Origin of the sequence: Paenibacillus agricola (assembly GCF_011440305.1) — a bacterium.
Lineage (GTDB): Bacteria > Bacillota > Bacilli > Paenibacillales > NBRC-103111 > Paenibacillus_S > Paenibacillus_S agricola.
In genome coordinates this window covers 63,418-77,264 of the sequence record NZ_JAAOIW010000007.1, presented here as the reverse complement: position 1 = coordinate 77,264, position 13,847 = coordinate 63,418, and the positions used below count along the sequence as shown (strand labels likewise).

Genomic DNA, 13,847 nt, shown 5'->3' with positions numbered 1-13,847 from the left:
TTATGGGGAGGCGGCTTTCTATGGTTAAAAAAGATTGCATTGCGATGCTTCTTGCAGGAGGAGAAGGAAGAAGACTATCCCCTCTAACGAACAATTTGGCTAAGCCGGCAGTTCCATTTGGCGGCGAATATAGGATTATCGACTTTCCTTTAAGCAACTGTGCGAATTCAGGGATTCATACTGTAGGTGTCCTTACCCAGTATGCCTCTGAATCGTTGCACACCCATATTGGCGGCGGCGAGCCTTGGGGGCTGTATGGCTCTAACCTCGAAGGCGTTTCTTTGCTGTCTCCATCTCCTGAAGATCCAAGCGGTTATTTGGGGACAGCAGACGCGATCTACAAGAACATCGATTTTATTGATGAACACGATCCGGAAAACGTGCTTATTTTATCTGGTGACCATATTTATTCCATGGATTACCGCAAGCTGATGGAAACCCATATGAGCACTGGTGCAGATGCGACCATCTCGGTGATGGAGGTACCTTGGGCGGAAGCGCACCGATTCGGTATTATAGAAGTAGACAATGACTCATCCATTATTGAATTTATAGAAAAGCCAACCAAGCCGCAGAGCAATCTGGCTTCGATGGGTATTTATTTATTCAAATGGTCCTACCTGCGCGAAATGCTGATAGAGGATTCCCATAATCCGAAGTCCAGCCATGATTTTGGCAAGGATCTTCTTCCGCGCATGCTACGGCTCAATGGTAAGCTGTATGCGCATTCATTTAACGGCTATTGGCGTGATGTGGGTACGGTTTCCAGCTTATGGGAGGCCCATATGGATTTGTTAGAGATCGGAGCGGAGCCACAATTGGAGCCGCAGCCCAATGCATGGCCGACATACAGCCGTGATCAATACCAAGGCGGTGGCCGCTCGCCGATTTCGAGAACGGATGATCATGATTCATCCCTCTCGCATTGGAACAATGCCGTTCTTGGGGACGTGCAGCGCACTGTTGTATTTAATGGCGTCCAGGTTGCCGCTAACAGCGTAGTCAAGGATAGTGTGCTTATGCCCAATGCCAAGATCGGGCGCGACGCTTACGTATCTTTTGCTATTATTGGAGAAGGTGCTATTCTTAAAGAGGGTGTAAGAATTGAAGGCAGTAAGGACAAAATAGAAGTGATAGCACCCCATGCTGTCGTCGAAGTACACTCGTATACGCCTACAAGCTAAGGAATGTCCTACAAACGTAATAATGGATAATGGAGGGACCATGAATGATTAACCCGAATGAAGCGCTAGAGCAAAGTATCCAACCGCGACTGAAAAACAAAGTAGCGATCATTTCCGGAGGAGGCTCCGGAATTGGAAAAGCTAGCGCGATGCTGATGGCTCGTCATGGAGCCAAGGTTTGTTTATTTGACCGCACCTTAGATAATGCAAATGAGGTACGCGATGCTATTAAAGCTGCGGGCGGGGAAGCTACGGTTTTCCGAACAGACATATCGGTAGCAGATAATGTAGAGGAATCCTATAAAGAGGCTCTGAAGGCTTATGGGCGATTGGACATTGTGTTTGCCAACGCAGGCATTAACGGGGTTATGACTTCTATTGAACATATGGAGGTTGATGATTGGCAGAAAACGGTTGATATTAACCTCCGAGGTACCTTCCTGACTGTTAAATATGCGATTCCGCATTTAAAAGAAAGCGGCGGCAGTATCTTGATTAACAGCTCTATTAATGGTAACCGTGTCTTTTCCAATATTGGCTTTAGTGCATACAGCTCTACGAAAGCAGGGCAGGTTGCTTTTATGAAAATGGCTGCGTTAGAGCTGGCCCGGTATAAAATCCGCGTCAATGCCATTTGCCCAGGGGCGATTGAAACATCAATTGACGAAAACACATTTAAAAAGCCTGAATTAAAAGAAGTGCAAATTCCAGTTCAATATCCTGAGGGTGATCAGCCCCTTGCACACAAGTCGGGATCTGCGGAGCAAGTGGCACAATTGGCATTGTTCCTGGCTTCAAGTGACTCCTCACATATTACAGGTACAGAAATTTATATTGATGGCGCCGAATCGCTGATACACGGCTAGAATAGGCTAGCTCATGCTAGCTCACGCTTATATATGGAAAAACCCTAAAGGACAGGCAAGCGCTCTGTAAGCGCCATGCGAGTTCTTTAGGGTTTTTCCTTTCATGAACAACGGCAGCAATGGCAACCTACTTGTTTAAGACTCTGGATCTTGGTCTTCTGGTGGAGAAGGAGGGATTTCTTCCAGCTTCTCCTCTTTATTTTTACCAAAATAAGAACGGACTCTTAAACCCTTGAAGGTTACACTTAGCTCAAATAGTTTCTTAATGGCATCTTCCTTGCTCATAGGCCCGTGCAGTATTTTTTTCTTATACACTATGTAATATTTGTTGCGCATGCTACCCCTCCATAGGATGTGAATCTCATGTTGTTAATGGGTGTTCGTATTAAACCGACATTTGGATCACTTCGACTTTATTTTTTTAGATTACCTAGCTATCATACAATAGATTGAAGTAGAATTGACAAAATATTGTATGTAATGATCAAATTCCTTAAAATGATGTTGGTTTGTTAGTGTTTAACTAGGAGGCGGTTGATTGGATACAATAAAAAAGCCGGAAATTCGCTTGCAGGGGTTCCCTCCTGTGATTAACGAATTATGCCGAACCCTTATACTGGGCTCGATGCCTGGTGCGAGGTCCTTAAGTGAGCAGCAATATTACGGAAATCCACGGAACCACTTCTGGCGGCTGCTTTATGCGGTATATGCGCCTGGCGCCACGCAGGACATCCAATATGGGGATAAACTGGATTTTACCTTAAGGCATGGGGTCGGGCTTTGGGATGTGCTGGCGGGCTGTGAAAGGCAGGGTAGTCTTGATGCCGATATTCGTAATCCAGAGGTGAACGACTTCAGCGAGCTGCTGACCCGCTACCCAGTGGTAGAACGGATATTTTTTAATGGGCAGGCCGCATGGCAGCTGTATCAAAAGCAAGTGCAGCCGAAGCTGCTAAAGCAGGGGATAGGCAGTGAAATCCGCTATGGAACGCTGCCATCCTCTAGTCCGGCAAGAGCGATGCCTTTCGAAGCAAAGCTGGAGGCATGGCGCCTAATAAGTCAGGGGGAGTAGAGATGGCAAAGCATACGAGTCAGGTTCCATTCGGTTATGAGCCAGAGAATGAGCGGGAAGGTGCGCGCGGCAGTATGTGGGTATATGCTAGCTTCGAAGGCTGCAGCAAGCAGGAGCTGGTACGTATCATGGGATGGGCCAAGCGCAAGGAAATGAAGCAATTGGTGCTGTACCCTTTGCATGAAGAGACATTGAAGCGTATGGGCGAACGGGGTGCAACCTCCTACTACCGGAGGGCGGACGGATTGGAGGCATGGCTGGAACAGATCGAGCAGCCGGTAGCTACGGTCATTGACCGATTTGAAGGACGCCGTAAAAAATATACACCGATGGATCTCGCTTTTCGCTTTTTGGAGGAAAAGTATGAAGGCCCTTATTTTGTCTATGTAACTCTGGAAATGGCCAACACGATTGCAGCCTTTGATGACTTTGAAGCATGGATCCGTAAAGTACGCTTATTCATTGATCTGAAATTTTCTGTCGCTGCGAACCTGCATCCCCGTTTGTTGGCAACGGCGCATCGGTGGGAGTCTGTAGAATAAAAAGGTTAAAACCCCCAAATTCGCCTAAGGCTACGAATCTTATAGTAGCTGGACAGGGAGCATCCCTGAAAAAGGAGCGCTATATGATGAAAAAAATAATAACATGGACACTAGTAACTTGCCTAGGAATCGGACTGATTACTTACGGAATCACAACCTTTAGTGGGCAAGAAGCTTCCGCTGAGGTTTCACAGCAAGCCGAAGGAAACTTCATTCGTGTAGAAGCTGGTGGTAAAAACATAGTGATTACTGTAGAGGGTAAAGAGGTGGTCCATCCTTTATCATCTGATGTTTGGGTATATAGGGATATGAAAAAATCTGAAATCGAGCAGCTTCAGTCCGGTGATGCCGTGGATCTGATATTAAACAGCAAGAAGCAAGCGGCTTACATTAAAGCCACTTCGCTTCATTTTGCAGCGGCGCAGCCGCCGGCCGCGGATGCAACCGAAGCTGCAGCTTCGAACAGCATGGCGGCGGCTCTGCCAGCGCCCAGCGCCAGCGAGGTGAAGTCCGCTGAGGCAGCGCCTGCTCCGGTGGCAGGTGCCAGCACCAACCCGCCAGCGCCTGGAGTGGCGGCTCCACCACCAGCGGCTGCTGCTGGTGCGAAGCCAGTTGCTGGGGCTGTGCCGCCAGCGGCTGCAACGTCTCCAGCCACGGCTGTTGCCCCGCCAGCTTCGGAGAAGCTGGAAGCCGCAAAGGCGACGCAGCCCGCCAAGGATGTACGCACCCAGCTGGATAAGCTATCGCTGGAATGGAAAAGCCAAGGCCTGTTGCTGAAGATTAACCGGGAAGGTTCCGGCCAGCCCGGCAAAGCAACGGATGTATACATCCAGTCCAGCGATAAGTCGGTCGTCCATTTGACAGGCTCTTCGGCAGAAGCCTTGGTGCAGCAATTGCTGCAGGGCCTGCCGCTGGAGGAGAAGGCCTTTGAAGAGCAGCTGAAAAGCAGAATATCTACCCACTTCCAGGTTAAGAATGAAAAGGTAGAATGGAAGCTGGATACGAAGTGGCAGCAAGCGGCTGTGCCTTCCTCTAAGGATAAAGGCAAGGATCAAAGCAAGAACAGAGGTAATGAGAAGAATAAAAACGAGGACAGAAATAAAGACCGATAAAGTAGGGACAGATAAGCTGAGCCAACATTCACTAAGTATAATTATAGAAGACAACCCAATTGCCTGTAGAACCATCTACAGAACAAATGGGTTGTTTTGTTTTATCCATTTTTTTGAAATGCTCAGGAAGTTCACAGTTACAGTTCAGCGTGAATTCAGTTAAGGGAGGTAAGATGATCTTGTAAGCAACCAATACAAACTACTGGAGGAATATAAAATGAAAATGAATAAAAAGATGATCGCAACAACTTTAGGTGCCTTGTTTGCAATTAGTGCTATGGGATCCGCTTATGCAGCAGTTGAAGTTTCTACAGCGACTCCAAGCCAAGGAATAGTAAAGCCGTATGCCGATAAAAAAGAAGCGGGAAACAAAGGTGGCTTCCCCGGCGCTGGTGGACAAAATCTTGAGCAACGTGCAGTTGAGAAAGGTATCACAGTGGACGAGCTGAAAGCGCAAATGGAACAAGAGCGCCAAGCCAAGCTGGAGAAGCAAGCCACTGAAAAGGGAATCACTGTTGATGAGCTGAAGGCGCAGATGGAGCTGGAGCATGGAACAAAAGGCGGCCCTGGTGGCGGATATGAGGGTAAAGGTGGTTCTGGCGGTGGTTCAAGAGGACAAAATCTTGAGCAGCTTGCAGCCGAAAAAGGGATGACAGTCGATGCGTTAAAGACGCAAATGGAGCAGGAGCGCCAAACCAGACTTGAAGCGCTAGCCGCGGAAAAAGGAATCACAGTTGATGCGTTAAAAGCACAAATGGAGCAGGAACGTGGAAACAAAGGTCGCTCTGGCGGCGGTCCTGGCGGATTTGGCGGCCCTGGCAACGGTGGTCCAGCTGGACAAACTCTAGAGCAACGCGCTGCTGAAAAAGGCATTACCGTTGACGAGTTGAAAGCGCAAGTGGAGCAGGAGCACCAAGCGAAATTGGAAAAGCAAGCCGCTGAAAAGGGCATTACGGTTGACGAGTTGAAAGCGCAAGTAGAGCAGGAGCACCAAGCAAAATTGGAAAAGCGTGCGGCCGAAAAAGGGATCACAGTTGAGGCGCTGAAGGTGCAATTAGAGCTTGAGCGTGCTAATCACGAAGCGAACGTTGCCAAATAATTAGCATAAGCTACGTAGGTGGGCATCTTAGATGCCCATCTTTTTGTGTGTTTTATACAATATTACCCAAGTGTTTGCATATAACCGCCATGTTCGTTATAATCAAGCTTAATTATGCTGAAGGAGACTACATCTATGAATTTATATGGGCTCACACAACTTCATCATCACAAGCGGCGTTAGCACAACCTGTTACTTTTACAGGGTGGGCTAGCGCTAATCGCGTTAGCCTCCCTGCGATATAGATGGCGCGTGGGACCAGAGGTCCTGCGCGTCTTTTTGTTTTTATTTTAGAAGAAGGGAAGATGAAGCATGCAGAACGTAAAGGGGACATTTGACTATTTAGGACCCGAACGGGCATTGCGTAAACAAGTGCAGGAGGTGATAGAAACGATGTTTGAGCTTTATGACTTCGATTCTATGGAAACTCCTATTTTAAATGAAATGGAGCTATTAGCATCGAAATATGCAGGAGGGGAAGAGATTCTCAAAGAAACGTATCAATTAAGCGACCAAGGCAATAGGCAGCTTGGGCTTCGTTATGATCTAACCATTCCTTTTGCCAAGGTGGTCGCGTTTAACCCAGGTCTGGAAATTCCGTTCAAAAGATACGAGATTGGCAAAGTATTTCGCGATGGTCCTGTAAAACGAGGGCGCCTGCGTGAATTTCTCCAATGTGACGCGGATGTAGTAGGTACAAGCGGACCTGAGGCAGAGATCGAGTTCATGCAGCTTGCTGTGCAGGTATTTAAGAAATTGGATATTCCTATTATTATGGCTTGGAACAATCGGCAATTTCTTGGGCAATTATTAGCTCGCATAGGGGTATGTGCTGAGGAAGAACAGTCCGTTATGCTGACATTGGATAAACTATTCAAAATCGGGCGTGAAGGCGTCCAGCTTGAACTAAGCTCAAAGGGCCTGCGATCAGAGGTTACACAGAAGATATCCGAGCTTGTTGGCAAGGAGAACTTAACCTTTGGAGGGCTCGCCCAACAATATAATCTTGAGCAAAGCCAAGGAGCCAAGGAGGTGGAGGCCCTACAACTGCTTATTGAACAAACAGGGTTAGCTTCTAGCTGTAAATTTGATCCGTTTCTATCGCGCGGCTTATCTTTTTACACAGGGACGGTGTATGAAATTTTTGATCGTACAGGAAGGTTCACTTCCAGCCTTGGAGGGGGCGGGCGGTATGACGCTATTATCGGCCAGCTTGTTGGCAGAGAGGATATCCAATATCCGGCTGTAGGTCTTTCATTCGGTATGGAATCGATCATGGAGCTGCTAAAGGAACGGGAGCTGCCTGCAAAGACTAAGCCAGTGCTGGTGCTTCCAATCGGAGTGGATTTAACCGCACAGGCTCTCCTCATAGCCAGCGGCCTTCGAGCCGACGGAATCCGTATACGGATGGGCGCCAGTGGCCGTAAGCTGAAAAAATCACTGGCATCAGCCGCAGCTAAGGGAGTGCGATTTGTTGTTTTGGTGGGCAGTGAGGAAGCAGCGCTCGGCCAGGCTCGCTTAAAAGATATGCAGGAACAGACCGAGAGCCTTATGAGTATAGAGGATATTATTCTTACCGTGCGTTTCTGTACCACAGCTTCCAATTAGTCCCGACCTCTGTTGCGATCTTTGGGCTTCTCTTTTTGCTCCTTTTCCCGTTCCTTTTCCTGTTCTTTTTGCTCCTTTTCTTTTTCTTTAGAGGTTTCCGGCTTGGAAGGAGCTTTGATTTCTTTGGGGTTCTCCACAGGTGCAGTACTAACTTGGTATCCCTCCGGGACACTAAAAGCGGTGACGGGGACATCACGCAGAACCCGGGTCATAATCTCACGGAACAAGGTGGATGGAACGGCGCCACCTGAGGTAGTGAGATAGTGGTTTTGGTCGGTCTGGGCGTAGCCGAGCCAGATCGCGGCTGTCAGCTCCGGCGTAAAGCCGACGAACCACGCGTCCTTGGCGCCATTCGCGCCAATCGCGCTGAACTCCGGCGTGGCGGGCAGCTGCGTGGTGCCCGTCTTGCCGGCAGCAGGCCGCCCGATCGAGGCGGCCTGGCCCGTTCCCGACTTTACTGCCTCCTGCAGCAGTAAAGTCAGGTCATAAGCCACAGCCGGACGCGTCAGCGTCGTCTGCTGTGGAGCCGCTTCGACCAAGGGAAGCCCCTCCTTGGTCGTGATCTTCAAGATGGCGTGCGCCTGCTGCAGCACGCCTTGGTTGGCGATGGCGCCATAGGCCTGCGCCATCTGCAAGGGCGATACGCCCTCGGATAGCCCACCGAGCGCCAAGCTTAAATTCCGGTCCTCCTTGGTGAGAGGAATGCCGGCCCGTGTTGCAAAATCAATTCCGGCATCGAGGCCGATTTCGTTCAGCAGCCAGACAGCGGGGATGTTCCAAGAGCGGAGCACCGCTTCTTTCAGCGTAACCTGTCCGCGTGTCTTTCCATCCCAGTCTTTAGGCTGATAGCCGCCGATGTTCAGCTCCCCGTCGAATAAGGGGGAGCTTGGCGTGTAGCCGAGCTCCAAGGCGGGGCCGTATACCGCAAGCGGCTTGAACGAAGAGCCCGGCTGGCGGCGCAGCCCCGTAGCGTAATTGAAGCCGCGGTATACTTGGGGACCTCGAGTACCGACCAATGCCTGGATACCGCCGGTTTTGTGGTCGATAATGACAGCACCGCTTTGCATGAGCTGGTCCGGCGGGCTCTCGGGAAACAGCGAGTCATTGCTATATACCTCCTCGGTGGTTTGTTGGATAAGCGGATCCAGATAGGTATATACACGCAAGCCTGATGCCAGTATTTGTCCTTCTGAAAAGCCATATAAAGATACAGCTTCCTCTATCACATAATCCACATAGGAAGGATATTTGCCCTTTAGCGACTCTTCGTTTTGCTGTTTTAGCACGATTGGCTTGGCAACAGCTTGCGTATAGGCCGCATCTGAAATAAATTGCTGCTCCTTCATAAGAGCTAGCACAAGATTGCGCCGTTCGAGTGCCTTGTCTTTATTTTTGACAGGTGAATAGGTGGATGGGGCTTTAGGCAAAGCGGCCAGCATCGCGGCTTCATCAAGAGTCAGCTGCGCAACGGGTTTGGCAAAATACTCCTGAGCAGCTCCTTCAACACCCCAACGCCCTTCGCCAAAATAAATGCTGTTTAAGTATAGCTCCAGAATTTCATCCTTGCTGTAAGCCATATTGATTTTGATAGCATAGCCGGCTTCCTTTAGCTTGCGGCTGATGGTCTTGTCCGCTTCGAGAAAAAGGTTTTTAGCCAGCTGCTGCGTGAGCGTACTGCCGCCTTCTTTCATGGAACCAGCTTGCAAATCACGAAATAAGGCGCGGGTGATTGACCATAAATCTACGCCCGAATGCTCGTAAAAACGTTTATCCTCTACAGCGATTACAGCATTGCGCAGATCTAGGGGGATTTGCTGAATTGTCACCGGAATAATGCGTGACGAAGAGAGCTGGGAAACCGACTGCCCGCCACGGTCCATAATAAGCGTGGGCTCAGGTAATGGATGCTCCAGCTTGCTAATATCCAGCCGACTGATCCAGAGGGAAGAGAGGCCGGCGGCCAGCACACTGCCTAATAGCAGAAGCCCTAAGATCCCCCAAACCAGCTTGCGACGCCAGCGCGGGCGTTTAGGTTTGGAAGTGGCGGGTATGCCTCCAGTCCGCTGCGTGTCCTGCATCCTAGCTTGCCCTCCAGCTTGCGCCATCTGCCCTCGCGTCTCTAGCCCTTGGTTATCTTGCCCCAGCTGCCGTCCAGCCACTATGACCTTCACTTTTTTCGCATTTGGGGGATTCATTGTAGATGGGTTTTGCCGTAGGCTCCGTAGCCAGGCTCCTATCGAAAATTGCCGCATATGTATTCCCCTCAATCTATTTCTATCTATTTTAAATACTTGCATGGATACAGAGTCCTAAGAGCTGAATTAGACGCTTCCTACCTCTATATGCTATTCGCAGCTAGCCAGCTCTTTCGGCACGTAGTGAATAAATTCACAACTAAAACAGGTTAACTGCATGGAAGCCAAACGCCCAGCGCACACAAATAAACCTGGAAGTACCTTAAGAGCACTGCCAGATTATATGCCTACAACAAGCGCAAAGCCTGCCGCAGGACAAGTCAAGTAGTACATGTTTACCCGACACCGCTTGGAGTGAAACAATGGGGCTGGTGAGTGAAAATTAGATTGGAGTCCATAGTTTTTTTTGTTGAAAGGAATCGACGTGGTATACTAGAGGGAACTTATTGACAAGTGGAGTGACGGACATGAGAATTAATAAATTTATTAGTGAAACGGGCTTTTCCTCGCGTCGTGGTGTAGATAAATTGATAGAAGCACAACGGGTAACGATTAACGGAAAGCTGGCCGAATTAGGCAGCAAGGTTGAAGAAGGCGATGAGGTATGTGTGGACGGACAGCCAGTCCTTGCGAAGAAGCCGCCTGTGTACATTGCTTTGAACAAGCCTGTAGGGATTACAAGCACGACTGAGCTGCACATTGAAGGTAATATTGTCGATTTTGTAGGGCATACGGAGCGTATATTTCCTATTGGTCGATTGGACAAAGATTCGGAGGGCCTGATTTTACTTACAAATGACGGGGATATCGTTAATAAAATTTTGCGTGCAGAGAACGGGCATGACAAGGAGTACATCGTTACCGTAGACAAGCCAATCACTCCGATGTTTCTACAGGCCATGGCAAGTGGAGTGCGGATCCTGGGGACGATGACCAACCCCTGCGCTATCTTTCCATTAGAGAACCGTGGCTTTCGAATCATCCTAAAGCAGGGGCTAAACCGGCAAATCCGCCGGATGTGTGCTGCTTTAGGCTATGAAGTAAGAAAGCTGAAGCGAATCCGGATTATGAATATACGGCTTGAGGGGCTTGGCGTTGGGCAGTGGCGCGATTTAACGAAGCAGGAGATGGACGAATTGCTGCTAAGCATCGCCCATGACCGCAAATAGCTGTACGACTTTATATGTAAGTGTCCGGTATCCTGTATTCAGGTAAGGCTGGTAAGGCTGTTAAATTTGTAGCCAATACCACGTACGGTCTGCACATAGGTTGGCTCTGCCGGGTTTGGTTCGATCTTTTTACGAAGGTTGCTTATATGGACAAGCAGCGTACGGGTATCGCCGTTGCTGTCGACCCCCCAGGTTTTTTTGTAAAGATGCTCGATTGGAATGACCGTATTCGGCTTCTTGGCCATCAGCGCCAGCAGGTCAAACTCCTTTGAGGATATAGGTGCAAGCTTTCCGCCAGCCCATACATTACGGGTTAATAGATCGATCTCAAGTCCGGGAAAAGCCAGCTGCTGGGACTCCTCTTTTTGTTGGTCCAGCAGTTGCTTGCGCCGTAAATGCGCTTGGACTCTGGCCACCAGCTGGCTTGGGCTAAACGGCTTCGTCATATAATCGTCGCCACCCGTATTGAGGCCTAGGATAATATCGGCGTCCTCTTTTTTACATGAAATAAACAAAATGGGGATGTTAATCGTCCTCCGCAGCTGGCGGCAAATTTCGATGCCATCTATTCCCGGCAGCAATATATCTAAGATGACTAAATCTGGTTTAAATTGGTCCATATATTCAAACACGCTTGGACCGTTATGGGTGCTCTTGACTTGATAACCTTCCCTGATTAGATACATTTGGATAAGCTCGACTATTTCCGGCTCATCATCTACTATCAGTATTTTTTCCCCTGCCATAAAATCCTCCTTGTGTCTATCGAAGATGTCCTTCAGTGGTTTTCAAATTTTACAAATTAAGCTACGATAGTAAGAAATCAGGTAGAGAAAGTAAGTGGTATCAATTTCCAGATTATATCATCATTATATATGGATCCCCGTCCTTTTTGCTATCCTTTTATTGACAGCTTACGCGTCAATTACACAAATTTCTCCTCAGCAGCGGATAAACGGCTGGGAAGCGGTTCAAGGTGTACAGGATTTAACAGGGTGGGAGTTCGATAGCAAAAATGTCGTTGCACTAAATGGAGAATGGAACCTGTATTGGAGCCAACTGCTGGATCCAACGCAAATTGCCCAAAACCGGCAGGAGGCAGGCAGCCACAGATGGATTCAATTTCCAATCGTATGGAAACAGCAGGAGCTGGGCGGGATATTATTGTCCGGCACAGGTTATGCAACCATGCATCTGGAGGTGAAATTACAGCCATCCTCCCGGGTGCTTGCCTTAGAACTGCCTTTGATCCGCACAGCTTACGCACTGTGGATTAATGGGAAGCCTGTAGCCAATGTCGGCACAGTAGGTACGGACAGGGACAGCTCTAACCCGGCTAAGCTGCCCCAGCTAATATTATTCCCCCAGGCGGATGCCGCAAAGCTGGATATTGTGCTGCAGGTATCCAACTTCCATCATAAGTTTGGTGGTGTCAGCAATGAGCTGATACTGGGTAATGCGGAGGAAATGGTCTCCCGCCATGACAAGCGTATGGGGCTGGACATGCTGTTGGTCGGCAGCCTTCTGTTAATGGGCTGCTATAACTTGGGCTTATTCTTGATTCGGATCAGGGAAAAAACCTCCTTATATTTGAGTTTATATTGTTTCTTAATCGGTATACGCGCGATGCTCGTGGGCGAAGGGTCGATGTTCATGCTATTCCCAAGGCTAGAGTGGCTGACAAGTCTGCGGATTGAATATATATGCTTTTATATGAGCATGGCTACGGTATTTATATTTTGCCGAGTGTTGTATCCGGGCCAAACGAGTGTGCGCATGGTGCATATAGCTGGTTGGAGCTTCACAGCCTGCTCGCTCTCCACATTGATACTGCCACCGTGGATTTTTACTGCGATGCTTCAAGTGTACTTATTGATCACGACATTTGTCTGGGGTTATGCGGGCTTAGTGCTAATAAAGGCCCGCTTGGCAAAAAAGGAAGGCTCGTTATTCCTTTTGATGGGTATCCTTGTGTATGGTATTGCAGTAGGCATTGATATCGCGAATAATAACCAATGGATTTATATGCAGGGCGTTTCCTCAATAGGGCAGTTTTATGCGATTTTTATGGCTTCTTTTATTGTTAGCGTCAAATCCTTTAAAGCCTTCTCATCCGTGGAAATTTTATCCCGGCAGCTTCGGGACCTGAACATAGGCTTGGAGAGCCGAATCCAAGAGCGGACTGCGGAGCTTGAGGAAACTAACCATGCCCTGGAAAAAATTAACGATGACCTGGAACGTCTCGAAACGTCGCGCCGCCATTTATTAAGCAATATTTCACATGACCTGGGGACGCCTATGACCTTAATCCAGGGTTACATAGAGGCATTAATCGATAAGGTAGTTGTAGGACCGGAGCAGCAGGATAAATATTTGCGGCTGGTGTTGAACCGGATCAACGGCTTGAATCGGCTGATAGCCGATTTGTTTCACCTCTCCAAGCTGGAGGCTCGCCAAATTGACTTTTCGATGCAGGAGCTGACAGTTGACCAATTTATTGAGTGCTTCAGCGAGCGCTACGTAGTGGAGGTTAATAACGCTGGTATCCATTTCAACATGATAACCTTGCTTCCAGAGCAGAATGGGCGATCCTTGCAGCGGCTCATCATCGACATTAACCGGATCGATCAAGTATTCACGAATATCGTTTTTAACGCAATTAAGCACACGCCACGAGGGGGCTCCATACAATTGGGGCTTGAAGCGGATGAGCATTCCATTCAGTTGAAGGTGCAGGATACAGGTGTTGGAATTGCGCCAGAGGATTTGCCTTTTATATTCGACCGATTTTATAAAAAGGATAAATCACGCAATTCCGCAGCCGGAGGCAGTGGGTTAGGGCTCTCGATCGCCAAAGAAATTGTCGAGTTTCATGGTGGGCGGATTTGGGCGGAAAGCACCTTGGGCAAGGGGGCAAGCATTTACTTTGAGCTTCCGTTCAATGAGGCTGGGCGTTATTCCGATGTTTCATCCAGTCCGATCCAATAAGCATCATCCATA

Annotated in this window: 12 protein-coding genes; 9 read left to right on the top strand and 3 right to left on the bottom strand. The window is 48.6% G+C overall.

The features are described 5' to 3' along the window. Positions 1–20: 20 nt before the first annotated feature. Together G9U52_RS19515 and G9U52_RS19510 are read left to right on the top strand one after the other, a co-directional pair. A complete protein-coding gene (locus tag G9U52_RS19515) occupies positions 21–1,184 on the top strand; it encodes a glucose-1-phosphate adenylyltransferase (protein WP_166152326.1) in 1,164 nt (387 codons plus the stop codon). 44 nt (positions 1,185–1,228) lie between these two features. Further along, on the top strand, positions 1,229–2,050 hold the full coding sequence (locus G9U52_RS19510) for an SDR family oxidoreductase (RefSeq protein WP_166152325.1): 822 nt from the start codon (positions 1,229–1,231) through the stop codon (positions 2,048–2,050). A gap of 135 nt (positions 2,051–2,185) precedes the next feature. Here G9U52_RS19510 and G9U52_RS19505 read toward each other — a convergent pair whose 3' ends face one another. Next, positions 2,186–2,335, bottom strand: a complete 150-nt coding sequence (locus tag G9U52_RS19505; protein ID WP_207953080.1) for a hypothetical protein — start codon at positions 2,333–2,335, stop codon at positions 2,186–2,188. A gap of 253 nt (positions 2,336–2,588) precedes the next feature. Here G9U52_RS19505 and G9U52_RS19500 point away from each other — a divergent pair, with 253 nt between their 5' ends. The 5 genes from G9U52_RS19500 (at position 2,589) to G9U52_RS19480 (ending at position 7,483) form a co-directional block, all read left to right on the top strand. After that, positions 2,589–3,122: a DNA-deoxyinosine glycosylase gene (locus G9U52_RS19500; protein ID WP_243767445.1), complete on the top strand. Its 534-nt coding sequence runs from the start codon at positions 2,589–2,591 to the stop codon at positions 3,120–3,122. A gap of 2 nt (positions 3,123–3,124) precedes the next feature. Further along, positions 3,125–3,664: a hypothetical protein gene (locus G9U52_RS19495; protein WP_166152323.1), complete on the top strand. Its 540-nt coding sequence runs from the start codon at positions 3,125–3,127 to the stop codon at positions 3,662–3,664. An 83-nt stretch (positions 3,665–3,747) separates the two neighbouring features. Further along, positions 3,748–4,776, top strand: coding sequence for a hypothetical protein (locus tag G9U52_RS19490; protein WP_166152322.1), 1,029 nt, complete (start codon positions 3,748–3,750; stop codon positions 4,774–4,776). Between the two features lie 217 nt (positions 4,777–4,993). After that, positions 4,994–5,875 (top strand): hypothetical protein, encoded by an 882-nt coding sequence (locus G9U52_RS19485; protein ID WP_166152321.1) that lies wholly within the window; start codon positions 4,994–4,996, stop codon positions 5,873–5,875. Positions 5,876–6,187: 312 nt separating this feature from the next. Beyond that, complete coding sequence (locus G9U52_RS19480) at positions 6,188–7,483, top strand: histidine--tRNA ligase (protein WP_166152320.1); 1,296 nt, start codon at positions 6,188–6,190, stop codon at positions 7,481–7,483. Here G9U52_RS19480 and G9U52_RS19475 read toward each other — a convergent pair. Continuing rightward, positions 7,480–9,678: a transglycosylase domain-containing protein gene (locus tag G9U52_RS19475; protein WP_243767444.1), complete on the bottom strand. Its 2,199-nt coding sequence runs from the start codon at positions 9,676–9,678 to the stop codon at positions 7,480–7,482. The genes G9U52_RS19480 and G9U52_RS19475 overlap by 4 nt on opposite strands. Before the next feature lie 467 nt (positions 9,679–10,145). Between G9U52_RS19475 and rluF the strand changes: the two genes are divergently transcribed. Further along, entirely contained in the window at positions 10,146–10,847 is a 702-nt protein-coding gene (gene rluF, locus G9U52_RS19470) for a 23S rRNA pseudouridine(2604) synthase RluF (RefSeq protein ID WP_166152318.1), read from the top strand. Positions 10,848–10,885: 38 nt separating this feature from the next. On the opposite strand, the gene G9U52_RS19465 is transcribed toward rluF, so the two are convergent. Continuing rightward, a complete protein-coding gene (locus tag G9U52_RS19465; RefSeq protein ID WP_166152317.1) occupies positions 10,886–11,593 on the bottom strand; it encodes a response regulator in 708 nt (235 codons plus the stop codon). A 160-nt stretch (positions 11,594–11,753) separates the two neighbouring features. Between G9U52_RS19465 and G9U52_RS19460 the strand changes: the two genes are divergently transcribed. Continuing rightward, on the top strand, positions 11,754–13,835 hold the full coding sequence (locus tag G9U52_RS19460; RefSeq protein ID WP_207953079.1) for a sensor histidine kinase: 2,082 nt from the start codon (positions 11,754–11,756) through the stop codon (positions 13,833–13,835). The last annotated feature ends 12 nt before the right edge of the window (positions 13,836–13,847 follow it).